This window comes from Paenibacillus sp. 1781tsa1 (assembly GCF_024159265.1).
GTDB lineage: Bacteria > Bacillota > Bacilli > Paenibacillales > Paenibacillaceae > Paenibacillus.
The window spans coordinates 4675862-4701860 of sequence record NZ_JAMYWY010000001.1 but is presented as its reverse complement, the minus strand read 5'-3'; the positions used below and the strand labels follow the sequence as shown (position 1 = coordinate 4701860).

Sequence of the window (25999 nt, the reverse complement as noted above, 5' to 3'; positions counted from 1 at the left end):
GATTTGAAGAACCATCAAATACACTACCCGGAGGGAATATCATGGAGAATCAACAATTCCACACATTACTGAATGCGATTGAAAATAAAGAAGCTGTACTCGGCGTTGTCGGGCTCGGTTACGTAGGACTTCCACTTGCCGTGGAAATGGTCAATCAAGGTTTCACGGTAATCGGAATTGATCTGGATGCGTCCAAAGTAGAGAGTATCTATCAAGGGGATTCCTATATTCACGATATTTCGTCCGATGAGTTGAAAAAAGTAATGCAAAGCGGTCGGTTCCAACCAACGACAGATTACAGCATGCTGCGCGTCATTGACGCACTCAGTATCTGTGTACCGACACCGCTCAGTGAGAATCAGGACCCGGATACGTCTTACATCGAGACGGTTGTGGATCAGATCAAACTGCATATGAAACCAGGTATGCTGATTACACTGGAGAGCACCACTTATCCAGGTACAACCGAAGAATTGATCCAGCAGCAACTGGACAAGATCGGACAAGAAGCAGGTAAAGACTATTTCCTCTGCTTCTCGCCTGAACGGGTTGATCCGTCCAACGGACGTTTCACGACATTTAATACACCGAAAGTCATCGGGGGTACAACCGAAGCTTGCCTGAAACTTGGAACAGCACTGTATAGTAAGTATGTAGAAACCGTAGTACCGGTATCTTCGCCAAAAGTGGCTGAAATGTCCAAACTGCTGGAGAACACATTCCGCAGTGTAAACATTGCCTTTGTGAATGAAATGGCAATGATGTGCGACCGTATGGGCATCGATATCTGGGAAGTAATTGATGCGGCAGCGACGAAACCATTTGGTTTCATGCCATTCTATCCAGGCCCAGGCATCGGTGGACACTGCATCCCGCTTGATCCGATGTACCTGTCGTGGAAAGCCAAAGGTTTCCGTTTCTATAGCAAATTCATTGAACTGGCGCAATCGACCAATGACAACATGCCATATTACGTGTTGAACAAAACGTCAACGATTCTGAACGAATACGCGAAATCTGTACGTAAATCGAATATCTTGCTGCTCGGTATGTCATACAAACCGAATATTGCCGATCTGCGTGAATCACCAGGACTTGAAGTATATGAACTGTTCAAGGAAAGTGGAGCCAACGTAAGCTACTACGATCCACATGCCGATTCTTTCCAGGACAAGCATGGGGAGACGGTACACAGCGAAGCATTCAATCTGGAACAGTTCAAGAAATACGATTGCATCGTGTTGATCACCAACCACAGCGATTTGCCTTACTTTGATATTGCCGAGATGGGTGTGCCGATTCTGGATACACGTAATGCATTCCGTTCGTACACACATCCGCACATCTACAAAATTGGTCACTCGGTTCAGCATCCTGTGTTTGAACCAAGTGAAGCGTTGCTCGTCTGAGGAGATATATGAGGCAACAGGGCAAGCTGGTAGGGATGGCGAAATGGGCCATTCTGGCTGTGGTGTTGTGCCTGTTGCTTCTGTCCTGGATGTTCAAATGGTTCTCCACGGAGCAACACAAAGCGACCTGGCTGTGGGACGCGTCCATTATTGCAGAACAGACACCTGAGATTATTGCCTTCTCCAAAGAACAGGGTGTGGATACCATCTTTTTGCAAATTCAGGATGAGTTGCCTGACGCAACATACCGCAAATTCATTGCGGCTGCCCGGCAGGCTGAGATTGAAGTGCATGGACTGAATGGACATGCAGACTGGGCCTATGAGCAGAAGCGGGATGAAGGGCTTGCTTTTATCGAGCGAGTACGAGCATACAATGCAGCTTCAGCCAAGAATGAACGTTTCCAAGGTATTCAACTCGATGTGGAGCCGTATCAGCTGAAACGCTGGGAAGACGAAGAGAGCAGTGTTATTGCGGAGTGGAGTGACAACATGAAGGCTTGGACAAAAGCGGGAGAGGCCGCCGGATTGTACATGAGCGCTGCCATTCCATTCTGGCTTGATGCCCGTCAGTCGGCTGAAGGTGATGGTACATTCAGCCGCTGGGTTATCTCCCACTTCGATGCAGTGGCGATTATGGCTTATCGGGATAGCGGGCAACAGATGTATGATCTGTCCAAGGAAGAACTGGACGAAGCGGATGATCTCGGCAAGAAAGTCTGGATTGGCGCAGAACTCGCGGATACACACGAAGGGGATCACCTGACCTTTTTCCGTAAACCCGTTAGCAACATGAATGAAGAAATGGCCAAGGTGTTTGATCTAGGCTCTTCCCATTCCTCTTTTGCAGGTGTGGCTGTGCATCATTATGAAGCATGGTATGCGAAGGAGAACGGTATTCCACTTGCGCGCAAGGATGAGAAACAGAAATAGCGTTACGTCAACGAAAATTTCCTGATTCCTGCATGATATGTGTATCAAGCTATAGTATAGAAAGAAGGCAAGTCCCGGGTAGATGGGGCTTGCCTTTTTTGGTGGTGGATTAAGCAATGGATTTTGCAGCACTACGATATACAGGAGTGAAACTCAATATCCACTGTAATTTGATAAAGGGCACAATGTACACAACCGCATACAAGCGTGGTACACGAGGCTGAATTATAGGCTGGGGAGCGAAAGGTCGCTCCCTCACTCTTTCGTGCTCTCCGCTGTGCGATAACGATTGGGTGGCAGACCGACCTGCTTTTTGAACGCTTTGGAGAAGGAGAACAAGTCGGGATAACCCACGGAATGAGCCACTTCCGTTAAACTTAGCGGCGTCTGCACGAGCAGACGTTTGGCTTGATTCATTTTCAATTGCTGAATATATTGCACGGGGGACAGACCATAGGCTTTGCGGAACTGTTTGGTAAAATGAGTCCGATCCACACCCGCATGAGCAGACACACCTTCCACGGAGATGCCGCCTGCAAAATGAATGTCCATGTACTCCTTGCCTTTCTGAAGCCAAGACGTGGCAGAATCTGGTTGCAACCCTTTGGTTGCAGGGGAACGGGCTATCCGGTCAAAGAGGCTTAGAAACCGGGTGAGTCGTCCCAGATCGCTCGCTCCATCCTGTGGTTTACGAACATCCTCCATGAACGAGCGCATGGCACTTGCAGTCTCCGGTGTTAATACACCTGAACGGTACGGTGAGTCGGGTGTAAGTCCGATTCGTGACAACAGTTCGGCTGCATATGCACCGTCAAATGCAATAAATATTTTCTGCAACGTATGCTCCGGGTCAGTCCAGTACTCATGCGTAACATGGGGAAACAGACAGAATGCATCCCTGGCACGAAGGGAATGACGCTGTCCATCCTGTATGAATGTACCTTCCCCCTCCAGCACAAATAACAAATAGTGATAAGGTGTGGTGCGAGGGCCAATATGATAGTTGGTCTTGGCTATATTACGGCCAATGCGAATAGGCCAAGCTCCCCCGGCTTTCTCAAATTCAGATGGAGTGAAGAATATAATATCCAAAAATTCGTGGTGGTCCTCCTTCATGCGTTCAATCTCGGTCATCAGGAACACCTCTTTAATGTATAAGTATCGTAGATACGATCTAAAAGTTTCGCTTGTAGATGTTGTTCAAAAGTGGAAAATCATATTTTTTGTACTCTTATTTAAACCTATTATACAGGTGGGTTTTATATATATTCAAGATAGGGAAGACCTAAATCTGTGAAAAGACCACAAAATGACAAAATAAACTTACCGCGAAATGACATTGCTCACAGACAAATCAATTGATATGATGTCCATACCTATTAAACCAAGTTAATTAATCGGCATTTGGAACTTTCATACGAATAAAATGATTAGAAATTAGGCGCACTTTAAAAATAAGTTTCAAGAGATGCCAACGTAGTGGAGGGGACGAAATCGATTCTGAAGAAGCGAAGCGGTCGCCTGAAAGCTTTCTGAAAGAAAGCTACATCGGAAGCATAAGCTATCCTTGAATTTTTACCTTTAAAAAGGAGAATCAAAAAAAAATCAAGGATAACAGTGATCGGAAGAACGATTCGTACCCGGAACGTCAAGGAGGCGTAACGGTAACTTTTTTAACATGAGACTTTATTTATTCATAGAAGGGATTGAACCTTGTGAGCGAACAGGAAGAAATGAAGTTTGGATGGTTTTTGCCTACAGCAGGGGATGGTAAGTATGTGGGGGTTGCCCCGGAGCGGGAGCCGAGTCTGGATTATCTGATCGATGTGGCACAGACGGCGGAGAAGGCAGGATTCGAATTTGTACTAATTCCGACAGGGGGAGCCTGTCTGGACGCATGGGTTGTTGGCTCAGCTGTGATGAGTCATACGAAGACATTGCGTCCCCTTGTAGCCATTCGCCCGGGTTTGGTTACACCCGTACTTGCTGCACGCATGGGAGCGGCCCTGGATCAGCTATCTGGTGGTCGCGCCATGATCAATGTTGTGACAGGCAGTTCCGTTCGGGATCTGGAGGAACTCGGCGATCCACTCGCACATGCGCATGATGAACGGTATGTTCGCGCGAGTGAGTATATGGAAGTCATGAAGCGTTCATGGACCCAATCGACGGGACTGAATCTGACGGAGTTTGCCGGAAGTGGTTCCAAATCTAGCGCAGACGAACCCAGCGATCCCAATCCTGAATTCAACGGCCAGTATTACAACTTCAAAGGACCGGTAGGCATGCCGGAGACGGTACAAAATCCACATCCACCATTCTATCTGGGAGGAAGTTCACCGATTGCCAAGAAGGTGGCCGTTGAGCATGCAGATACGTTCCTCATGTGGGGCGAGCCTCATGACTGGATTCAGGAGCAGATCGAAGAGATTGAGGTCATTCGTCAGCAGGTAAAAGAGGAAACGGGACAAGATCGCCAATTGCGTTATGGCATGCGTGCTCAGGTTCTCATTCGGGATACCGAAGAAGAAGCATGGGCAGCAGCTTGGGAGATTATTAGCAAAGTACCACCAGAAGCGATTGAGAAGGCGAAAGCCGCTTTTGCCGAGACGGATGCAACCAATCAACGCAGACAGAACGAGTTACGGGAACTGTCCGAGAAGCAGCAGTTTGTCGTAGGTCCCAACCTGTGGACAGGCTTGTCCGTTGTGCGTTCCGGCGGTGCAATCCTCATTGTAGGTACAGCCGAACAAGTCGCAGAACGTCTGATGGAATATGGAGATCTGGGCGTTACAACCTTCATTCTATCCGGCTACCCGCATCTGGAAGAGGCCGAAATCTTCGGACGTACCGTGATGCCGATCATTCGAGAGCAATGGAAAACAAGACAGAAGCAACATTCAGTTACTACCAACTAAATAAGTTTCTACCCATCTAAGTAAGTGCCCCTTTTTTTACACTTTAACGGAGAGGGCAGAACCGATCTGAAGAAGCGGAGCGCTCGCCTAAAAGCTTTCTGAAAGAAAGCTACATCGGAAGCATACGCTTTCCCCGAATTTTAACCATTAAAAGAAATGATTCAAAAAATCCGGGGATAACAGCGATCGGAAGATGGTACTGCACTCGGAGTGTGCCGTGTAAAAACTTTCGTGCAACATACATTAATCACCCTCAGGAGGTCGTCTTTCATGAAAAAAAATAAAAAATTAATCCTGCCGCTCGTCAGTATGCTGGTGATGTCCATCCTGCTGTCAGCTTGCGGCGGCGGGGATAACGCGGCATCTGGAGAGAACGGCTCCTCAGGGTCAGGCAAAGTGACGATCAGCTTCATGCATTGGCGCGGAGAAGATGTGGAAGCACTGAACAAGAGCATCGACGCATTTGAGACAGCAAACCCGAACATCAACGTGGAGATGCAGACGCTGCCCTCCGATCAATATCAGTCCACTGTACAATCCAAAATCAGTGACGGTTCGGTAGGAGATGTATTTGCTTCCTTCCCGGGTGCACAATTCGAAGCCTTCACCAAGGCGGGATTGTTCACGGACCTGAGCGGATCATCGTTCCTTTCGGCTTACAATCCGAAACTGATTGAAGCAGGACAGCACGATGGCAAGCAATATGCGATCCCGTATCAACTCGTATATAACGATCCAATCTACAATGTGAAGCTGTTTGAAAAATATGGACTGACGCCACCAACGGATTGGGAAGGCTTTCTGGCACTCTGCCAGAAGCTGAAAGACAATGGCATCATTCCGATTGCCTTTGCCGGAGCGGACATTGGCCCAGGGCAATTCATGAATACGATGGTAATGAACAATGCACCAAGTGACGACATTTTTACCAAAGTGGAAGCTGGCGAAGCGAAACTGACGGATGAGTTCTGGGTGAAAACATTGACTCAAATCAAGGAACTGAACGATAAAGGTTACTTCCAGCAGGATGCACTGGGTACTAAAGACCCTGCGGCAGGCGCATTATTCATTCAGGAAAAAGCAGCGATGCTGGCAAGTGGATCATATCAACTCGCTCAGAACAAACAGCAAAACCCGAATCTGGAGCAAAAACTGCTTGCACCAATTACAGTAAGTGCCGATCAGGCGAAATATGAAGGGGTGCATACCACTACATTCATGCTCGCGGTGAACAGCAAGTCGAAACATCCGGAAGAAGCGAAGAAGTTCCTTGAATTTTTGAGCAATCCCGATGTAGCAAGTGACTACGCCAACCAGACGGGACAGAATGTAACGGTGAATGATGTGAAGTACGATACGCCTGAGCTTCAGGTAGCCGGAGAATGGGCGAGCAAAAAGACCGTGTTCCAGCCACGGTTCACCATCCTGAATGGAGATAATCAAAAAGCCGTAACCAACTCCATTCAGGCCGTGCTGAGCGGCACTTCTCCAGAAGAAGCAGCACAGCAGGCACAAGCGATCATTGATCAGCATATCGGGAAATAAACGATGAAAAACCGTCTTCAGCTATCCCTGTTTTTGTTACCCGGGTTGCTGCTGTACGTGGCACTGTTCGTATTTCCTACATTGACGGGGCTGTTCTACTCCTTTACGGATTGGGACGGGGTATCCCCGTCGTATGCATTTGTAGGGCTGGATAATTACAAGGACAGTCTCAGCAGCATCGTATTCCGCAAAGCCTTTGGTAATAACGTGGAGTTCATGTTAACGGTAGTTATAGCACAAACCTTTATCTCACTTGTCCTGGCTCTGCTCCTGGTACGCAATACCAAGACACGCATTGTGCTTCGGGCATTGTATTTCTTGCCTGCGATTCTGTCCTCCGTATCGGTCGGACTGATCTGGGCGTTCATGTATGATCCATCCATTGGATTGATCAACTATGGACTGAATGAAGCGGGCATGAGCAGCATCGCTCGTAACTGGATTGGAGATCCCAAGATCGCCATCTATTCCATTGCTGCGGTACAGGTATGGGCACATGCCGGACAGATGATGATTGTATTCATCGCAGGTCTGCAAGGCATCCCGGCAGAACTGTATGAAGCGGCTCGCATGGACGGCGGCAGCAAATGGCAGGTATTCCGTACCGTGACCTGGCCACTGCTGGCACCTTCGGCAACGATTGTTGTGGCCTATACGACCATTCAGTCGTTCAAGGCATTTGACCTCATTTTCACCATGACGGACGGAGGACCGAACTACGCAACTGAAATTTTGACAACATATATCTATCATACCGCCTTTGGCAGCTATTCATTTGGTCTGGCTTCTGCCGGTTCCATGATCTTCCTGGTGTTGCTCGCGCTCTTGACGCTGTTGCAGTTCAAGGCACTGCGTGCCGACCGGGTAAGCTATTGAAGATTGGACGCGTGTTCGTGAGTATGCGAGCCGTGACTGGATGAGATGTAGAAGTATTTGTCGTTTCCGTTCCATCCGAACGGCGAACCTGAACGGCACCGAAGTTGACCTAATAGACTTAAAAAAAGAAGGGAGGGAGTTTATATGGTTTTAAAATGGTTCAATCGACTGATCCTGTTGGTGTACGCGCTGCTGATTCTTGTTCCGCTGTATTTTGTATTTGTATCTTCGTTCAAAACAAGTAGCAACTTCTTCACCAGTCCATTCAGCTGGCCTGACCCGTTCACGTGGGATAACGTCATTGGTATGTTCCGCAATCAGCCGATGTGGCAGTACTTCGGAAACAGTATGGTCGTAACGCTGGGAACGGTTGCGATTGAGCTGCTGCTGAGCAGTATGATTGCTTACGCCATTGTCCGCTGGGGCGGCAGCGTAGGCAAAATCGTATTTGCGCTGTTCGTGGCAGGCCTAATTGTTCCTTCTCAGGTGAGCATGCTGCCAATCTATTCCCTCACGCGTACACTCGGGTGGTCAGACAGTCTGACGGGCCTGATTGTCGTATCCGCCGCGATGCTCATGCCTGTCTCTGTATTTATGCTGACAGGCTTCATGCGCATGCTCAATTCGGAGATTCTGGAAGCGGGCAGTATGGATGGAGCAAGCGAATGGAGGCTCTACACCCGGATTGCACTGCCACTTGCTGCACCTTCGCTGGCGGCAACAGCGACGTTCCTGCTCGTCATGGTATGGAATGACTTGCTTATTCCGATGCTCATGCTTAGCAGTAAGTCCAAGCTGACTTTACCACTAGCACTGATGCAATTCCGTGGGGAGTATGTAACCAACTATCCGATGATGCTCACGGGTGTACTTGTCACTGCTATTCCGATGATTGTGCTGTTCCTGTTACTCCAGCGTTACTTCGTTGCAGGTCTGACAGCGGGTTCACTTAAGGGGTGAGGTATCGTAGAAATCGGAAGGAAAAGCTTATTTTGCATTGATTTCTGGAGCATTCTGCATAATAATGATTTAGTGTCAGAGTGACTACATAGAGATCAAGGGAGCTATAAGTGATGAGCAAACTGGAAGTATTGCGGAATCCCAAGCAGCGCAAGCTGCTGTTCAGTGCCGGCATGAGCTGGCTGTTTGATGCGATGGAAGTTGGTATGATCTCCTTTATCGTGGCTGCACTCGCCAAGGAATGGAGTCTCAGTCCGGGACAAGTCGGCGTGCTTACGAGTATTAACTCGATCGGTATGGCATTAGGTGCTTTGCTTGCAGGTGCACTTGCAGACCGTTTTGGACGGAAGGCCATTCTGATGTGGACCTTGTTAATCTTTACGATTGCAAGCGGTCTGTCTGCATTGGCGACTGGATTTGCCGTATTGTGTGCACTACGTCTGGTTGCGGGTATTGGACTTGGTGGAGAGCTGCCCGTGGCATCCACACTGGTATCGGAGTCGATGCCTACAGCAGAACGTGGACGTGCCGTTGTATTATTGGAAAGTTTCTGGGCAGGAGGCTGGATTGTATCGGCGCTCATTGCCAACTTTGTCATTCCGGAGTACGGATGGAGAATTGCTTTTGCCATTGGTGCACTTCCGGCGTTCTATGCATTATATCTGCGTCGTGCCATTCAGGACCCGCCGCGGTATAAGAATCACGCCAAACTTCGTAAAATCACGTTCCGCGAGAAAGTGGCTACCGTTTGGTCAGCACCACATCGCCGTACAACGTTGATGCTCTGGATTTTGTGGTTTACCGTCATTTTCTCTTATTATGGAATGTTCCTGTGGCTGCCTTCGGTTGTAATGGCCAAAGGATTTACGTTGGTTAAAAGTTTCCAATATGTGCTGATCATGACGATCGCACAATTACCAGGTTACTTCACCGCAGCGTACTTCATTGAACGTTACGGTCGCAAGTTCGTACTTGTTGTCTATCTTACATTGACTGCGTGCAGTGCGATTGCGTTTGGACTCGCAACCACGGAAGCAACGATTCTGGCTGCGGGGATCTGCCTCTCGTTCTTCAACCTGGGTGCTTGGGGTGGATTGTACGCTTACAGCCCGGAATTATATCCGACTTCCGTTCGTTCGACGGGTGTCGGTCTTGCCACATCGGTAGGCCGGATCGGTGGCGTACTTGCTCCACTGATGGTCGGTATGCTGGTTCAGCATGAAGTGGCAATCAGCCTGATTTTCACGATTTTCTTCGTGACAATCCTCATTGGCGCAGCGGCTGTGCTGTTCTGGGGCCGGGAAACGAAGGGACAAGAACTCGCCGAGTAATTGTCATTATATTCAAGCGCAACTTTTGTACGGGTCTGCCTGCCTACGGAAACGGGGGCTAGACAAGCGGTACAAGGTTGATACAAGAAGAGGTGTGACCCTGATACGACCATGGGCTCATACCTTTTTTTGTTATGTCCAAGACTCATTTTTACATGCTCCATCGGTCCGATAGACGGCATTTTTTCTATATCCTATAATGACACTCGGGATGTAGAGCCGTGAGGATTCAGGGGAAAGAAGTGGGATCTGGATTCAGAAAATGGAGGGTAACGAAAAGATGCAGACCAAGCGTGAAATGGATCAAATGCGTGAATTCAATGAGACCAATACGATGGGTGAAGCGACTCGAGCGAATAGCATAAATGGAAGCCACAACAACGTGATTGACATGGTGCGAGAACATGGGAATAACAACATACATGTAACGTACAGCGATAATAACATTAAACAACTGAGTGAGATGAACGGAATGTACGATGTGTATGTTGTGGATGAAAGTAAACCTACGAAAGAGATGGAGGTCAATAATATCATGAATAACATAACGAATACGAAAAATATGGAGTACACGGGCAGTGAGGATGTACGGATTAGAGCTGGTAATCTGAATGAAGGATCTGATGTGCGGACGAATGATCACACTATGGAACCTATCACCGTCAGTCGGAAAGTTACTCATGGGAAGGGGAGAACGGTTGGCAAAAGAGCAGGGCGGGTCAGCATGCTTCTCGGTGCCTGCGCGTTGACGCTGGGATTGACCGTGGTAGCGCCTTCTGCAGGGGCACAGAAGCTGGAACAGGGCGTTCGCAGTGAACATGTGTTGCAATTGCAGGAGCAATTGAGCGACCTGGGGTATTTTGACGCCGGTATGACCGGTTATTACGGTTCGATCACCAAAAGCGCTGTCCGCGAGTTCCAGCAGGCGCAAGGACTCAGTGCGGATGGTGTTGCAGGTCCGGCAACGCTGAACAGGCTGAATAAAAAGGCCAAAGCCGAAGGCGAGACGCTGCGCCAGTTGGCGAAGCTGATCCATGGCGAAGCACGCGGAGAATCTTTTGAAGGGCAGGTCGCTGTAGGAGCGGTTGTCATGAATCGTGTGCATTCGGATTTGTTCCCGTCATCGATCTCGAAGGTCATTTTCCAGAAAGGTCAGTTCACGGCGGTGGACGATGGCCAGTTTAATACCAAGCCGACGGCGACCTCTTATAAGGCAGCACGCAAAGCATTAAATGGCGTGGATCCTACGAATGGAGCGCTGTATTATTACAATCCGAAGATTGCCACTTCGGTGTGGAGCAAGAGCAGGCCGACGCTGCTGACCATTGGGCAGCATGATTTTACGAGATGAGATAAGTTGGTGGAGAATTAAATTCGTAGACAGTAATTGGATACCATAGTATAACCCCGGTGGGTGCTGCGAAGTGCAGGATTCATCGGGGTTAATTTAAGTTCGTATGATTTACAAGACTATAACTAGAGTTTCACACTGAATTGAAAGTTAATGATGGTCCTAATAAGTCTAGATCTATTGTTGTAGTTAATAAATCTGGTGGTAAATTCGAAGACTCTAGTCTAGCAATCATACCTTATACCTACCTCTTTTGAGAGTTTAGTGGTAAAATATTCTTACTATTTCCATTTATAATTGATTTTTTGAACCTATTAGACTAGATGAAATGGCCCATATAGTGAAAGAGGAACACATAATAGAATGAAGAATGATTATTTAAATGAAGAAATTTTTATTAATTGTATTAGCAGGATTATCTACTGTAGGTATGATTGGATCAGGAACAAGGATTTCAAGAGTTCAGATGATAATCAATTTAAAGTCATCAAGTTGAGTGATTTCAAGGCATACGAAAAGTCGAATTACGTTTTCAATAACATCAAACTCCGATGTCGAGCTAGATGAGTATGAGGTGTTATTGATTTTACAGGTGGATCTAAAATAGTAAACAAATTGCATGAAAAAGTATGGGTACAGTAATTTGCCCAACATGAATACAAAAAAATTCTTCAAAGAAAACAATAAGGGAGTACGACTATGGGTTGCTAACTATATTGATCTCGATAACCCGAATTCTCAATTTGATATGGACGGTGGCTCGATTGCTGTGATCAGAAAGAAATGATGTTTTATATATATGGTGGTTGCTCATTAAATTGAAAGTGAGGGAAGATTATGTACCGAATGGTGATGATCATCTTGGTTGCTATGCTGCTATTAATATTAGGGGGGTGTGCAGGTGTGAATGAGAAAAAAATAAAGGATCAAGAAATCATAAATCGGTCAGAAGCAATAGCAATTGAATATTTGAAAAATAAGTATAAATTAGATGTAACGATAACAAAAAAAAAAATTCTACCTAAAATGGCGATGAGTCGTGTCACTATCTATGGATATGTAACAGGACATGAAGATCAAACTTTTAGTGTGTATATAAACTATGAAACAAATAAACAAGAATCTTTCGGATATAGTAAACAACTAAAGAAGGCCCTTAATGAAAAAGGATATAATATACAATAATATAGGATGTGATGAACATAGAACGCTTATCTAGTGAAATAATTACTGATCAAAATTACAAGGTAATGTCGCAATATTCATATGATGAAGTAGAAGTCGGACAAGAATTCACAGATATTCCTGGCTGGGAAGTGCTAGATCAGAAACATAATGTATCCGGTATGGATGCTGTTACATTCTACAATCCCGAGACGAAGCAAGCGGTAATTGCATTTCGAGGAACAGAAGGGGACGCAATTCCGGCAAGATCTGTTCCAGATTTTAGAACGGATGCTTTACATATTGGTTTCCCCGAAATCGGGGCAACCATAGAACGTGCAATAGATTGGAAACCGAAGTTCTGGAAAGACTTCTCACGTGGGGTTGAAGATGGGTTAGGCATTACAAAATTAAATGATTGGGTTGGCGATGTCAAAAAGACGGTAGATAAAAATGTGGGTAGCTTTAATCAACTCTACGAGGCAGAAAGCTATGTCAAGAGCATGACAGACCAACATAAAGACCTACAGTTTTCCCTAACGGGTCATTCTTTGGGAGGTGCTAATGCACAGTATGCAGCGGTGTACACTGGATTAAATGCCGTTACTTTTAGCGCTCCCACAGTCGTAGCATCGCTTACTCCCGAGATGAGAAGGAAAGCAGAGGAGGGGGCATTTGATGGACTAGTGACTAACTTTATACATCCTGGAGATGGCATTGCAAGTGGTTTTTTTGGAGGTTATGAGCGGCATGTGGGGGCCACGTTTCTTATTGATTCTAACTATGCAGATGGAAATGAAAACTATGGCATTAACGTTTGGGCCAAGGTAGTGGATACGTTTTTTGAGGATGGTCCTAAATATCACGATATGAAGCACTATAGCTTCGATCAAGATGGATATATTGATAATCCTCTTTATGATGAAGTTACTGGAGAACGAGTAAATTTCTCTCCGCGAAAGCCTTCGGAGCATAATATACTTGATCACGCGCGCGAAGCATGGGACACATTGACCAAAGGATTCAAATCGGTGGCCAACGTGGTTGGTGGATACTCCGCAGGGACCATAGAGCTAACTCCTGAGGAATTGCAAGAGACTGCGGACAAATGGAGACGACAAGCTCAGGATATGAGTCGTACCTTTGAACGGATTCAACGGAACTTTTTCGAGTATACCGAGAGCAGCCATAGTCAGCGACTTGTACCCATCGTGTGGGATCTTCAAATGAGTATTAAGCAGCTGGATGAATGGCACCTGGAGCATACGTCGGAACTGGTGGACTACATTAATCAGAAGGCAGAAGATTTTATACAAGCAGATTCCGGAGCACAGTGAAAATTTACATAGTAGCAAACCGTGTAAAAAACCAAAGGCTTCACAAAGAACATGCAGAAACTAGAAAGACCTAACCAAACTAAATTAACTAATCGGAGAGTGGAAAAGTTGAAAAAAATAATGTTACCCATAATGAGCGCTGTAGTAGTCGTATCGACATTGATTCCTTTCCAGGCTTCTGCCGCAACAACAACCTTCAAAGATGTACAAGCTAATCACTGGGCAAAGTCTGCTATTGAATCTGCGGTTTCCAAGGGCTACTTCAAAGGATACGGTAATGGATTGTTCAAGCCCAATGCTTCGGTAACAAGAGCAGAATTTGCGTCCCTAATTTCACGGGTGGCCAAAGACAAGACACTTCCGGAGGATGCCCAGACTGATTCATTCAAGGATCTGAATGGACACTGGAGTAAGGCTGAGGTGGATCGGGCGGTTACTTTGGGGTTCATTAATACCAAAGAGTATCCAAACGGATTTAAACCAAGTACTCCGATCACTCGCGAGGAAATGGCTAAATGGTTGAGTTCCGGATTAGTTGCTTCCAGTGCTGAGTATAAAACAGCATTTGCTGAAACGAAAGGAACGTTACTTCCAGTCAAAGAGTCGTTTAAACCAGGAATTGCTCAAGATAAAATTCCTTATCTCGCTGTTGCAATGGGAACCAACTTGATGAACGGTTTTCCAGACGGATCGTTTGGAATGGACAAGACGACCACTCGCGCTGAATCTTCTGCCATTTTGCTAAGACTCGAAAATGTGTTGAAAAAAGAAGCTGTGACATTTGATGATCTGAATGAATTGAGAATGATGGGTACGAAAAAAACGAATCTTGAATTAGTATCTAGCCTGACTACAGGTAAAACTTCTATCGCTGATATTTCAGGGAAACGGAAAACGTTCCGCAACGGATCTGGTAGTCTGGTGTTCCATCGTTTAATTGGTATCAACACGTCAGAGCCTAAGAAGAAAGGCAGCATCTATACATCGTTGTTCATGACTGAATTCGGAATGAACAAATATAAGAATAGCGGCGTACTTCCTGTATTCAAAGAGATCACGATTTATCCAAAGAAACAGGGTTTTGACATTGGAGATTATAAGAATGGTGTTATTGATATGACTGGTGGGATGACTATCACAAATGAATTGAACCAAAAATATGGATACGAAGTAATTCCTAATTTAGAGCCTGCAAAGTTTTTTGCAAAGAATAAAAATGGTGTGAAGGTGTGGGTTGTGGAAAATCTTAAAATCAAAGACTTTTACGGACAATTTAACATGGACGACGGTTCATATGCAGTTATTTCAAATAGCAACTAGGCAGGGATTATAAAATGAAAAAGAAATGGACTGTTCTATCATTACTCGTAATATTCCTAATTTACTCCTTCGGAGTTATGTCTATTAAAACCTATGCTAACTTTAAGAACGGGTATCCAGATAAAGACATAGAAGTGAAACCAAGCGGATTAGCGAGAGGAAAGCAAACGATCAAAGTCAAAGTTACGGGAAAAGCTAATCCTAGGCCCAAGACTATATGGACTCAAGGCGATTTTAAAGTATGGCAAGCAACAAGTGAAAAATACGGTAGGGTAGAAACGAATACTTACTCTTCTAAATTAGATGCTCTTCCCTTGAAGCTTCCTTCAGATAAATTTGTTAAAGATGAGATTAACACGAAAAACTACGTACCGGATTCATTACAAGATAAACCAACAGGTAATAAATTCAAGAGAGATCACGTCACAGATATAGAAATTGATGATATTAAATACAACACCTCAGATAAAACCTATTCAATTAAGCCAGGTTCAAAACCGGACTACAAAAAAGGGAGTCTACTGGTAACCATAGAAACAAGAACTGGTACTGATTCTGTAGACGCGGATAATGTTGCTGATTATCAATGGGAAAAGAAAACTCCGTATGGTACAAGACAGGATGGAGATCCAAAATATCAAGTTGAGTATTACACACCACTAGAGATTGATTACAGTGGTTACGTTACGGAAACCAAAGAGATCCGGGTTAGAGAGGACATGCAGCTTCAATTAAATGATGTAAAATCATTGGTTGCAGAGATCAGAACTAAAGCATACGACCAAGAAGAATTCGGTAACTGGGTGAATGTCTCCAAGCGTGTCGATCAAATTGAATGGAGTTCTAACCAAAAAGAAGTAGTTTACGTAGAAAAATTAACAGGGCAAATTGTTGCTAAAAACGTTGGAACGGCTATCATCACCGCGAAATGGAAGAATTCCAAAGATGGACCGTATTACATTTATGAAAATGTAACGATTACAGTTGGCGACACGCCACCACCTGAAATTCCGGAAACTCCTGATGCGGCATGTGCAGAGTCACCTGTCGGAGAAATGACAGGGGAGAGAATGGACCCTAATGCAAGCGCAGTTATTAAGGCCGATCAACGTGGAAGTGAGCCATTTGACGTACTGCGAGGTATCCCTACCTCTGAGAGTTTATATGGCAATGTATTTGGTCTAAGTTACCTATTCCAAAATAAGTTTGTGAATATGCAAGGCACTTGTACATATACCGTAGTTGTTGAAAAAACGTATAACAAAACGTGGACAGACGAAAAGAAAATTTCGGATGGTAAAGGTGGTACGACAACGGTATCAACTCCAAGATCTAGAGATGTAAAAGTACCCTACACCTATACTGTGAAACGGGATTTCGAGTATTGGAAAATTGACACTTTGCTCGTTTATGAGATAACCGATGCGATCCTAAAAAACTATGCTCTACCACAGATTGAACTATATCCTGCTGATTATCGTAGTCCCATCTATGCGGCGGCTACGAACGGTACCTTTTACGCACCCAATACACCGGCTGTGTTAACAGCGCCTTCACAGCCAGTGCCGGGAGGGACCAGCGAACCTCCAACACCAACAGATGATCTCTCATCAATTGCGGAAGATGCTGTGCCCAAGATCCAAGTTAAGAATGACTATTTGAAGTTTAATGGGGCTGTTGTCATGGACAACGCAAAAGTAGAAGAAACGGGGCCAACGCCAGGTCAGATCGCAGAACCCCAAATGATTGGCAAAGATGTTCTGTACAGTCCTGACAATGAAATATCCAAAACCTTGTTAAATAAGAAGGATACGCCTAGTACAGGCGAAATCCGTTATGAATTAATGAGTGGAAATGTTAATGATGGTAATGAGGAAGAAACCTTTGAAATTCCGGGGATTAACACGGTCACTGTGCATACTCCAGTCGTGAACTATTCTCTTGTTTCAGACGATCAGCCTCATAATCAGAAAACGATACCGAATATGGATCGGTCTGCCCTTATTCTGGAGCGGCCGTTCACAGTACGTATCCCCACGAGCGGACAGCATTTGGATGTCAACTCGTATCCGGGATATGGGGATCGGGATTATGCCAAATATTATCGGATCAAACAGGTGCGGTTTCCGTTTGACGTATACAGTGCCGACCGGACACAGTTTTACCCGCGGAGTACGTGGATTGATATTCCGGTGTACGTACTCGATACCACCTTTTATCTGCCTGTATGGGTAGACGAAGGAGATTACCAAGTGGAGTTCCGAAATATTGCAGAGAATGCACCTGCCGACTTTGAATCGATGTCCAGAAGCAATGCCCAACCCGATGCCAACACAGATCTAACCTATCATCTGGCCAGCGACGAAGTATCCGTGGAGGTCATTGGGAGGTTATACGACTTTGAAATCACGGACATTGCAGACTACAACTGGGAGCTTGTTTTCCGGCGATTTAAGGGCAGTATTGCCCCAACTTGGATCAGTTATTGGACGGGAACGCAGGGCATCGACGGTGACAAGCGGGGGAACAAACCGCAATTCACCGTACCGATTCGCCCAGGCAGTCATCCGCTGCAAGGGTATCAAAATGTGGCTGTGAAGACGGGATATCACTTTAAGTTTGATTTCAAAACCAAGGGCAATATGTTCGGGTCCAGAGACGGCATTCGCCTGACTCCAACCTTTGATTTTGTTAGCAAAGATGGGAAAACACGCGTACCAGTAGATCTGTATTACTCGACGAACCAGCGAAGTTTTATTCGTATAGGTTCAGCGGAGGATCAAGTCAAGCGGTTTGTTATTCTCAATGATCGATTACGTCAAGTACCTTCGGAACAGCTACGAGATACGGCGACTTACAAATATAACCGCTATGGCGAAATTCATCCAGGCATGATGAGTGAACGTACGTATCAGGAGTACTACCGGGATAAATTTACGAAGATGAAAACTCCTGTAGGCGGATACAGTCTATTGCTGATGCCTGAGCAATTACGTACGTTTATCGGACCCAAAACCAATATTCCGACGAACGCAAGTGCGGATGTACTTCGTGCAAATGCTGCCATTCAGCAGTGGTATGGAGAGTATAGTCTACCCACCGAGCCTTACGTGGTTCAAGCAGGAACCAATCTGGCCGATTATGGGCGTACCCATGGTGGTTTGGATGCCAAGTCACCGATCTTCATGAAAAATGGTTATATCGTGGTCAACTTTAACTTGGAATCGATCCAGGAAGGGAATCTGGGGTCTCCGCATCTGCAATATATCCATGCACCGCTGATGAACCAATGGTTGCTGGAAGGATTTCAGCGTCAAGTCGAGGATAGCTACGGCAACTCGTTTACTTTAAGGGATGGAGATGTGGTGTTCTACCATGCCGACCGTTCCAGCAGAGATGATTTCAGTGCACAGGTGCCGCATTAAGCGAGAACGTGCAGCTAAAACAAGCACGAAATATGCCAAACGTTTAGAGCACAATAGGTTGAGATAAGGAAGACATAGAGTCCGGCATTGGACAGATGGAGAAAGCGATGAGTAGAATACAAGTAACCCCGGAGCGTTTGTTTGAAGCCTCACGAGAGGTTGAACGGACTCGCGCGCGAATGGGAGATACACGCGAGGAACTGGTTCGATTGATCCGCTGGATGGAATCGATGTGGTCTGGGATGGTGCGAGAACGGTTTTTAGAACGATTTGAAGAAACCCAGCCCCGCATGGTCGAAACGCTGGAGCATTTGACCCACATCGCGAAGGAACTCCGAGACATTGGTGTCCGTTTTCAGCAGGCAGATGAGATAAGCGGGGCAGCAGTGGCAGGTTCCGTAGCTACGATGTCTATCGGGCTGAAAGCAGCGAATAGTCCTAGTGATAAAGGATACCGGATGGTGTACAATTCGCAGTGGCATATGTGGCTACCGGTTAATGAGAAGGGCGTGACAGATCAGGCAGCCCTTCAGGCGTATGAGAAGGACAAGGGTAAACTGGATAATAGCAGCTTGAATCAAGGCCCTGGTCCTGTCGAACCAATAGATCAGGATCTGATCCAGTTACAGATTGGAGCACTGGAGTTGAGGGTTAACCCGTTTACGGGAGAGCCTGTCACGGACTCTTACGCCAAGATGATGATCGCATCTCTGAAATGGAGCCAAATCGTAGGCGGGATGGGCCTGGTCGTTGGAAATGCGAAAGGCAGCAAAGGTCCATATAAAAGGTCGTGGAACCAGTGCAGCATTGGACAAAGTGAAGCAAACAATTCGGGAAGCGAAGGTTAAGAGAGAAAAGTTGAGCAAGGGTGCTAACGGGACGGGGAATGCTCTAGTTAAAGACACTGGTAGCATTTCCAAGAATACTGCTAACTTAAGGATTTGGGCAGAAAAAAATGATTGGGTGAGACAAGATACTGCTGGTGGTGTCGAGCAATGGGGAGTAAAGAACGGCGATGGAACGTTTAGTTGGAGGTTGAAGTTAAAACCCGAAGCTAGTACAAGGGAAGGACTGGGTGCAGGGAGTAATCAACCTCGTTTTGATGCTAGACTAGACGATAAGGGAACATACGTTAATCCGTTTACAGGTGAAAAGGGCGGTAGAAGTGTTGGAACTCATATTTCATTAGGGGAGTGAAGTCTATGAATAGGGAAAGCTTATTGGAAATATTAACAGATCCAACAGCATCAGATGCAGAAAAAGATGACGCAGTAATTGAATTAGGAGAGAACTTCCAAGATGCTGAGACTGTGGATATATTAATTAAAGTTTCAAATGAAAGTAACTGTGATGACATGATCAAGGCAAGTTGTGGAGAGTCTATTGGTCAAATTTGGCTTTCAACACAACAGATAAGTTATGATAAATTATCTCATCTACATGGTATTGCTTTGACAGAGGTGCTCTCCTTAATCAAAGCACAATGCCCTGATTGGTACGAAACATATTTGGAGATGTTCCCTCAATCATAAAGGTATGATATAGCCCGAAGATTTTTTCTTGAGGGCTTTCTTTTTGTGGGACTATGTAGTACTAGCTAAATTCAACATTCAATGAACCAATAGCACATATAACCCATGTTACCCTTAAAATAATTTCTTTAATTTGTTGTTTACAAATTAAAGGCAGCGTCAAGGAATTTTGTGTAAATGAAATGGCCTTTCTTATGTAGATCCTCAAGGTAGTCAGAGCAGCTTTACCTGCTTCTTCATCCTCAGCGCGGTACACTTGAAATCTCCCAGATCTCTGCTAGATCCGTGACACGAACTAAATGAACGCAACAGGTTTGATACTTCGCCTGAGGTTACACCTCCTTGATTGCATTCACGATCCTGATCAATCCGTCGGAGGAAACAGAAGGATTTGCTGCATGCCACGCTTTTTGACTTCCTGAAGCAGCTCTTTCCAGATATAAGCGGATTCGGTCGGTGCAATCGCGTACGTAAGGACCTCTTTGGAGCCATCCTTACGAATGCCTACGGCAATATAGACCGCTTCCTTGGCTACCGTTGCACGCTTCACAGGGATGTACGTAGCATCAATATAAACGCAGACATAGCGCTTCTCGTGGGTCATACTAAGCTGCAAGTCGCCATACTCGGTATGAAGCGTGCGGGTTTACGAACCGCTAAGAGAGTTGCCAGAATTTACACCAGCACGGTCGTATATTTCGTAATCCAAAAAGGCTTGCGAGATACTTCTGTAATATCTTGTTTGGTGACTAAAGCTTGAACTAAATCTGTTGTAAAATGATTCATAGGGAAGACCTCTCTTTTGAATTGTTGTGTGCTAGCCCAATTCTAATAGAAAAGGTCTCCTTTTTCTATTTACACAATACACAATATATTCTACGCTCTCTGTTATTGATTTTACAGGTGGATCTAAATAGTAAACAAATTGCATGAAAGTATGGATGTATCAATCTGCCTAGTATGAACAGAAAGCAATTCTTCTAAGAAAATAATAAGGGAGTAAGACTACGGGTTACTAATTAAATTGGTCTCAATAACCCGAATTCCCAGTTTGATAAGGATGGATGGTGGCTCGATTGCTGTGATCAGACATAAATGAGGTTTTATATATAGTGGTTGCTCATTGAATCGAAAGTGAGGGAAGATTATGTACCGAATGGTGATGATCATCTTGGTTGCTATGTTGTTACTAATATTAGGGGGCTGTGCAGGTGTGAATGAGAAAAAAATAAAGGATCAAAAAATTATAAATCGGTCGGAAGCAATAGCAATTGGATATTTGAAGGATACCTATAACTTGGAGGTAACTATTACGGATAAAGAGATAACATCTAAAATGGCCATGAGTTGGGTGACTGTGTACGGCCACGTAAAAGAGCACAAAGAGCAAACGTTTAGTGTGTCTATTAATTATGAGACCAATAAGCAAGAATCATTTATTTATAGCCAACAACTAAAGAGTGCATTGCAAGAAGAAGGATATATTTTAAATAGAAATGCAACACAGTAGAGGGAGAGTTACACATGGAAGCTATTGTAAGACAAGACATTAGGATCTGAATTATAGAAATGGGACACATTGACCAAAGGATTCAAATCGGTGGCCAACGTGGTTGGCGGATACTCCGCAGGGACCGTAGAGCTAACTCCTGAGGAATTGCAAGAGACTGCGGACAAATGGAGACGACAAGCTCAGGATATGAGTCGTACCTTTGAACGGATTCAACGGAACTTTTTTGAGTATACCGAGAGCAGCCATAGTCAGCGACTTGTACCCATCGTGTGGGATCTTCAAATGAGTATTAAGCAGCTGGATGAATGGCACCTGGAGCATACGTCGGAACTGGTGGACTACATTAATCAGAACGTAGAAGATTTTATACAAGCAGATTCCGGAGCAAGGTGAAAATTTACATAATAGTAGTAAACTGTGTGAAAAAAACAAGATATCCCAAAGGAAATGCAGAAACTAGAAAAATCTAACCAAACTAAATCTAACTAATCGGAGAGTGGAACAGTTGAAAAAAATAATGTTACCCATAATGAGCGCTGTAGTATTCGTATCGACATTGATTTCTTCCCAGGCTTCTGCCGCAACAACAACCTTCAAAGATGTACAAGCTAATCACTGGGCAAAGTCTGCTATTGAATCTGCGGTTTCCAAGGGCTACTTCAAAGGATACGGTAATGGATTGTTCAAGCCCAATGCTTCGGTAACAAGAGCAGAATTTGCATCCCTAATTTCACGGGTGGCCAAAGACAAGACACTTCCGGAGGATGCCCAGACTGATTCATTCAAGGATCTGAATGGACACTGGAGTAAGGCTGAGGTGGATCGGGCGGTTACTTTGGGGTTCATTAATACCAAAGAGTATCCAAACGGATTTAAACCAAGTACTCCGATTACTCGCGAAGAAATGGCCAAATGGTTGAGTTCCGGATTGGTTGCTTCCAGTGCTGAGTATAAAACAGCATTTGCTGAAACGAAAGGAACGTTACTTCCAGTCAAAGAGTCGTTTAAACCAGGAATTGCTCAAGATAAAATTCCTTATCTCGCGCTTGCAATGGGAACTAACCTGATGAACGGCTTTCCAGACGGATCGTTTGGAATGGACAAGACGACCACTCGTGCTGAATCTTCTGCTATTTTACTAAGACTCGAAAATGTGCTGAAAAAAGAAGTAACAAGCTTTGATGATTTGAATGAATTACGTATGGTAGGTACGGAAAAATCCAACATTGAGTTAGTTTCTAATTTAACAACGGGAAACACGTCCATTGCGGATATCTCAGGTAAAAGGAAAACGTTCAGGAACGGATCTGGCAGCCTTGTGTTTCATCGTTTAATTGGGGTGAATATTAGCGATTGGAACAAGAAAAAAAGTATCTATGCACCTTTATTCGTAAATGACTTAGATAAATCATTTTACAAAAACAGAAATGTATTCCCTGTGTTCTCGGAGCTAACTATCTATCCAAAAGCTAAAGATTTTAGCATCTCACATTATTCGAATGGTGTGATCGACATGACTGGTGGTTCGCGTATTGATAATGGTTTAGACGCTAAATTTGGTTATCAAATTCTACCGAATTTAGAAAGTGCTATATTTTTCGCAAAATATAAAAATGGTATTAAGTTGTGGGTGGTCAACTACATCAGTCTTGATAATCCGAATAATCAATTCAATATGGATGATGGATCGTTTGCAATCATTAAAAAGAAATGAGGGAAAAACGTATGAGAAAGATTCCGGCTAGTATTTCATTTCTACTAGCCTCTACTAAACATATGGTAGAATATTCAACTAGGACTTAATCGCATGGTAAAAGTTAACTGAACAACAATTAATAAGAAGCTTCCAATCAGCTGTAAAAGAAGCCGCTGCAAAGGGCTACAAGTTTAATGAACCAGTAACAGTTGGACATTGGGAATTAATATTTAGTCCGTCTAGGGAAGCTGGGCAATTACCAGTGATTAAACATGCCCTTTATATTCCTTAACAGGGAGGAAAAAGATGTTGAAATTAAAAGAAATATTATAAGAAGAGATACAATCTTATTTGGAAACTGACTTTTATGTACCTGTAACCGTTGAGTATCCATTGAATGATATTACATCAAAAGAGCTATTTTATTATAGAATTTTTAATGAAAAATCATCTTTCATAGAAATTAAAGTGAACAGCGAATCGAAAAAAAATATTTGGTATTACGATAGTATCTATTAATAATATTGAATGTTATTCAAAAGAACGGGCAGATTTTAGCAGTGGAAGAGTAAAAAGATAATTGATTCAAAAGATGATTTTACAGTCATGTACGGTGATGATAAGCTCTTTCTTTTACTTGAAGAAAGCTGTCAAACTGTAAAAATAATAGTTTACCAAATGTTAAATTGCCACTAAATGGTGACAATGAGATTGTGGGTTATATATTCTATGATATTCCAAAAAAATAAAAGGAAAGATTTGGAGGAAGGGATCATTGCTTCAACCAATACAGCAACGTTCACTGCCCCCTGATCGGGTTGTATGGTTCGTTTCCCAATGAACTCACCGTTAGACATTACAAAACTCCTAACCCGAATATAGGGTCTTAGAACTGAAGCAGATAAATGGAGAAATTCACTTCTGGATGAAAGAACTGCGAAAGCGATCCTTCTTTGAGGATTAGATCTGTAAAACAACAAATCAAGAATGTGAGAGGGTGCATCTGATATACAGGATGCTCTATTAAGTGGTGAGCATCCCGAATTTTCTAAACAATTGAGGCTGTTCAAGGAAAGGATATGTCATGGGGATATTATACATTTATCAAAATGTGATTTTTATGGAAATCTGAAGATGAATTATAAATGAGAATAACTAGTAAGTAATCTAGCTGTTTCCTATTTCAAAGGGCGTATTTAGTAGGTTGGGAGGAAGAAATATGGCAAGAAGAAAAAGTAAGGCGAAACAGGAAGAAGAACTATTTCAGGGACTAGCTGGCTTGGTTACGCTGGTAGGCACTGCGGGTACATATTTATTAACAACTTCTTGGAAAGCTTCAATATGTGTTGGAGTTCTTGGATTTATAGGTGTGGTTTCATTAATGGTTAGTCTTCAACGTAAACGAATGAAGCGTTTAAAGAGGTCGGGAATAGCAGAGATTGATCAAATGGATGGATTCCAATTCGAACAGTATCTTGGGCATCTTTTTCGTTCTCAAGGCTATAAGGCCGAGGTTACCAAAGCAATTGGTGATTTTGGAGCTGACTTAATCTTAGTCAAAGAGGGAAAGCGAATTGCAGTTCAAGCGAAGCGCTACAGTAAAAATGTAGGGATCAAGGCGGTCCAAGAAGCCCAGTCCTCTATTGCGTATTATGGAACCGATGAAGCATGGGTTGTTTCCAATAGTGATTACACTTCAGCTGCGTATGAACTTGCAAAGTCCAATAAAGTGAGATTAATAAACAGAGAGGCTTTAATTGAGATGGCGTTAGCCATGAGAGTTCAGGAAGTTGTTACTATAGAGGCTTCTTCTGAAGTACATATACAGGAGAACACTTGTCCAAAATGTGGGAACAATCTTGTTAAACGTTCTGGTTCAAGAGGGGACTTTTTTGGATGCAGTAGTTTCCCTAAATGTCGTCACACTGCACCAATGAAATGACTATAGAGAGGCAGAGTTTATAAAAAAGAGACGCATTGAAGTATAGTAAAGGACTCCAACATTACATCATTAAGTTTAAATTTGAAGTTAAACCAAAAATAGCATCCAACAATGTGGGCGTCCTGGATACTATTTTTGGCTTTTTTCATTTTAAGATTGAAATTTATCTTTCAAATGGGATGTTTTCCTTGTTGAGCGATGAAGTTGAGCTAGATTACTTCTGGACCGTGAAAGGAATATTCAACGAAGTAGGCTCTACAATGGTTTCTCCAGTGTCATAGTCATAGATTCTATTGAAAACCAATTCAATGGATTCCAACTTGTCAGGGTCATCTGTATAGACTAAATCATAGCCCATATTATCCATACAGCGGGTTCAATCAGTTTGGTAAATTTCGGATCATTAGAATATAAATTAAAGTCAGGGTGAGTAGAAATGAAGTTGCTAAAGACCTCATTAGTTATAGTTGCACTAGTGGTCATCGCTTCTTTTACATGGTATGGCTCTTATAAGAGTGATATGAAGCAGCTGGAGGATGACTTGAGAACATATTTAACCGCCGAAAAAGGAATAGATGGGAATACGATTATAAGCATCACTGCTCGTCGAAGCAAAATGCCGATGTATCCTGTTGTCGTCAAATTCAAGGACAATCCGCAGGAATATATCTACTATAGAGCAGATGAATGGATTCAGCTGATGCCTGATCCGCATGAATAATTCAATCATACTTACTAAGATAATAGA

General features: G+C 44.0%; 20 protein-coding genes and 2 pseudogenes. 20 read left to right on the top strand and 2 right to left on the bottom strand.

Translation table 11 applies throughout. The features are described from left to right. Window positions 1-41: 41 nt before the first annotated feature. Both NKT06_RS21200 and NKT06_RS21195 read left to right on the top strand, forming a co-directional pair. Entirely contained in the window at window positions 42-1409 is a 1368-nt protein-coding gene (locus NKT06_RS21200; protein WP_253439004.1) for a nucleotide sugar dehydrogenase, read from the top strand. A gap of 8 nt (window positions 1410-1417) precedes the next feature. Continuing rightward, complete coding sequence (locus NKT06_RS21195; protein WP_253439001.1) at window positions 1418-2341, top strand: hypothetical protein; 924 nt, start codon at window positions 1418-1420, stop codon at window positions 2339-2341. 255 nt (window positions 2342-2596) lie between these two features. On the opposite strand, the gene NKT06_RS21190 is transcribed toward NKT06_RS21195, so the two are convergent. After that, a complete protein-coding gene (locus NKT06_RS21190; RefSeq protein WP_253438997.1) occupies window positions 2597-3475 on the bottom strand; it encodes a helix-turn-helix transcriptional regulator in 879 nt (292 codons plus the stop codon). Window positions 3476-4074: 599 nt separating this feature from the next. Here NKT06_RS21190 and NKT06_RS21185 point away from each other — a divergent pair. The 13 genes from NKT06_RS21185 to NKT06_RS21125 all read left to right on the top strand — a co-directional run bounded on the left by NKT06_RS21185 (window position 4075) and on the right by NKT06_RS21125 (window position 20100). Further along, a complete protein-coding gene (locus NKT06_RS21185) occupies window positions 4075-5259 on the top strand; it encodes an LLM class flavin-dependent oxidoreductase (protein ID WP_253442683.1) in 1185 nt (394 codons plus the stop codon). 270 nt (window positions 5260-5529) lie between these two features. Beyond that, entirely contained in the window at window positions 5530-6804 is a 1275-nt protein-coding gene (locus NKT06_RS21180) for an ABC transporter substrate-binding protein (protein WP_253438994.1), read from the top strand. 3 nt (window positions 6805-6807) lie between these two features. Beyond that, window positions 6808-7680 carry a carbohydrate ABC transporter permease gene (locus tag NKT06_RS21175; RefSeq protein WP_253438992.1) on the top strand — a complete coding sequence of 291 codons (873 nt, stop codon included), beginning with the start codon at window positions 6808-6810 and terminating at the stop codon, window positions 7678-7680. 144 nt (window positions 7681-7824) lie between these two features. Further along, entirely contained in the window at window positions 7825-8640 is an 816-nt protein-coding gene (locus NKT06_RS21170) for a carbohydrate ABC transporter permease (RefSeq protein WP_192134087.1), read from the top strand. Window positions 8641-8753: 113 nt separating this feature from the next. Further along, entirely contained in the window at window positions 8754-9971 is a 1218-nt protein-coding gene (locus NKT06_RS21165; protein WP_253438989.1) for an MFS transporter, read from the top strand. Between the two features lie 724 nt (window positions 9972-10695). Continuing rightward, complete coding sequence (locus NKT06_RS32015; RefSeq protein WP_483311630.1) at window positions 10696-11322, top strand: cell wall hydrolase; 627 nt, start codon at window positions 10696-10698, stop codon at window positions 11320-11322. Window positions 11323-12159: 837 nt separating this feature from the next. Continuing rightward, a complete protein-coding gene (locus tag NKT06_RS21155) occupies window positions 12160-12507 on the top strand; it encodes a hypothetical protein (RefSeq protein ID WP_253438981.1) in 348 nt (115 codons plus the stop codon). A gap of 11 nt (window positions 12508-12518) precedes the next feature. Continuing rightward, window positions 12519-13823, top strand: coding sequence for a Tle-like phospholipase domain-containing protein (locus NKT06_RS21150; RefSeq protein ID WP_253438978.1), 1305 nt, complete (start codon window positions 12519-12521; stop codon window positions 13821-13823). 99 nt (window positions 13824-13922) lie between these two features. Beyond that, complete coding sequence (locus NKT06_RS21145) at window positions 13923-15143, top strand: S-layer homology domain-containing protein (RefSeq protein WP_483311584.1); 1221 nt, start codon at window positions 13923-13925, stop codon at window positions 15141-15143. Between the two features lie 77 nt (window positions 15144-15220). Beyond that, window positions 15221-18568 (top strand): DUF5704 domain-containing protein, encoded by a 3348-nt coding sequence (locus tag NKT06_RS21140; RefSeq protein ID WP_253438974.1) that lies wholly within the window; start codon window positions 15221-15223, stop codon window positions 18566-18568. Between the two features lie 107 nt (window positions 18569-18675). Then, a complete protein-coding gene (locus tag NKT06_RS21135; RefSeq protein ID WP_253438971.1) occupies window positions 18676-19416 on the top strand; it encodes a WXG100 family type VII secretion target in 741 nt (246 codons plus the stop codon). After that, complete coding sequence (locus NKT06_RS21130; RefSeq protein ID WP_253442954.1) at window positions 19376-19765, top strand: hypothetical protein; 390 nt, start codon at window positions 19376-19378, stop codon at window positions 19763-19765. Before NKT06_RS21135 ends, NKT06_RS21130 begins: the two co-directional genes overlap by 41 nt. A 5-nt stretch (window positions 19766-19770) precedes the next feature. Continuing rightward, complete coding sequence (locus NKT06_RS21125; RefSeq protein WP_253438967.1) at window positions 19771-20100, top strand: hypothetical protein; 330 nt, start codon at window positions 19771-19773, stop codon at window positions 20098-20100. Between the two features lie 214 nt (window positions 20101-20314). Here the strand turns inward: NKT06_RS21125 and NKT06_RS21120 are convergent. After that, window positions 20315-20886, bottom strand: a pseudogene (locus NKT06_RS21120) (transposase); the annotation flags it as partial. A 361-nt stretch (window positions 20887-21247) separates the two neighbouring features. On the opposite strand from NKT06_RS21120, the gene NKT06_RS21115 reads away from it, so the two are divergent. The 5 genes and pseudogenes from NKT06_RS21115 to NKT06_RS21095 all read left to right on the top strand — a co-directional run bounded on the left by NKT06_RS21115 (window position 21248) and on the right by NKT06_RS21095 (window position 25972). Further along, window positions 21248-21610, top strand: coding sequence for a hypothetical protein (locus NKT06_RS21115; protein WP_253438964.1), 363 nt, complete (start codon window positions 21248-21250; stop codon window positions 21608-21610). A 60-nt stretch (window positions 21611-21670) separates the two neighbouring features. Continuing rightward, window positions 21671-22006, top strand: a pseudogene (locus NKT06_RS21110) (lipase family protein); the annotation flags it as partial. Window positions 22007-22109: 103 nt separating this feature from the next. Then, the gene (locus tag NKT06_RS21105; RefSeq protein ID WP_483311583.1) at window positions 22110-23327 is read left to right on the top strand and encodes an S-layer homology domain-containing protein; all 1218 of its coding nucleotides are present in this window, start codon (window positions 22110-22112) and stop codon (window positions 23325-23327) included. Between the two features lie 1201 nt (window positions 23328-24528). Continuing rightward, window positions 24529-25251, top strand: a complete 723-nt coding sequence (locus tag NKT06_RS21100) for a restriction endonuclease (RefSeq protein ID WP_253438955.1) — start codon at window positions 24529-24531, stop codon at window positions 25249-25251. A gap of 436 nt (window positions 25252-25687) precedes the next feature. Continuing rightward, window positions 25688-25972, top strand: a complete 285-nt coding sequence (locus tag NKT06_RS21095; protein ID WP_253438953.1) for a DUF3139 domain-containing protein — start codon at window positions 25688-25690, stop codon at window positions 25970-25972. The last annotated feature ends 27 nt before the right edge of the window (window positions 25973-25999 follow it).

Coding starts and splice junctions, on each gene's coding strand:
- NKT06_RS21175 (WP_253438992.1), top strand. CDS start 6,808: ATGAAAAACCGTCTTCAGCTATCCCTGTTTTTGTTACCCGGGTTGCTG.
- NKT06_RS21095 (WP_253438953.1), top strand. CDS start 25,688: ATGAAGTTGCTAAAGACCTCATTAGTTATAGTTGCACTAGTGGTCATC.
- NKT06_RS21190 (WP_253438997.1), bottom strand. CDS start 3,475: ATGACCGAGATTGAACGCATGAAGGAGGACCACCACGAATTTTTGGAT.
- NKT06_RS21150 (WP_253438978.1), top strand. CDS start 12,519: ATGAACATAGAACGCTTATCTAGTGAAATAATTACTGATCAAAATTAC.
- NKT06_RS21155 (WP_253438981.1), top strand. CDS start 12,160: ATGTACCGAATGGTGATGATCATCTTGGTTGCTATGCTGCTATTAATA.
- NKT06_RS21180 (WP_253438994.1), top strand. CDS start 5,530: ATGAAAAAAAATAAAAAATTAATCCTGCCGCTCGTCAGTATGCTGGTG.
- NKT06_RS21115 (WP_253438964.1), top strand. CDS start 21,248: ATGTACCGAATGGTGATGATCATCTTGGTTGCTATGTTGTTACTAATA.
- NKT06_RS21165 (WP_253438989.1), top strand. CDS start 8,754: ATGAGCAAACTGGAAGTATTGCGGAATCCCAAGCAGCGCAAGCTGCTG.
- NKT06_RS21170 (WP_192134087.1), top strand. CDS start 7,825: ATGGTTTTAAAATGGTTCAATCGACTGATCCTGTTGGTGTACGCGCTG.
- NKT06_RS21125 (WP_253438967.1), top strand. CDS start 19,771: ATGAATAGGGAAAGCTTATTGGAAATATTAACAGATCCAACAGCATCA.
- NKT06_RS21195 (WP_253439001.1), top strand. CDS start 1,418: ATGAGGCAACAGGGCAAGCTGGTAGGGATGGCGAAATGGGCCATTCTG.
- NKT06_RS32015 (WP_483311630.1), top strand. CDS start 10,696: ATGCTTCTCGGTGCCTGCGCGTTGACGCTGGGATTGACCGTGGTAGCG.
- NKT06_RS21140 (WP_253438974.1), top strand. CDS start 15,221: ATGTCTATTAAAACCTATGCTAACTTTAAGAACGGGTATCCAGATAAA.
- NKT06_RS21200 (WP_253439004.1), top strand. CDS start 42: ATGGAGAATCAACAATTCCACACATTACTGAATGCGATTGAAAATAAA.
- NKT06_RS21100 (WP_253438955.1), top strand. CDS start 24,529: ATGGCAAGAAGAAAAAGTAAGGCGAAACAGGAAGAAGAACTATTTCAG.
- NKT06_RS21135 (WP_253438971.1), top strand. CDS start 18,676: ATGAGTAGAATACAAGTAACCCCGGAGCGTTTGTTTGAAGCCTCACGA.
- NKT06_RS21185 (WP_253442683.1), top strand. CDS start 4,075: ATGAAGTTTGGATGGTTTTTGCCTACAGCAGGGGATGGTAAGTATGTG.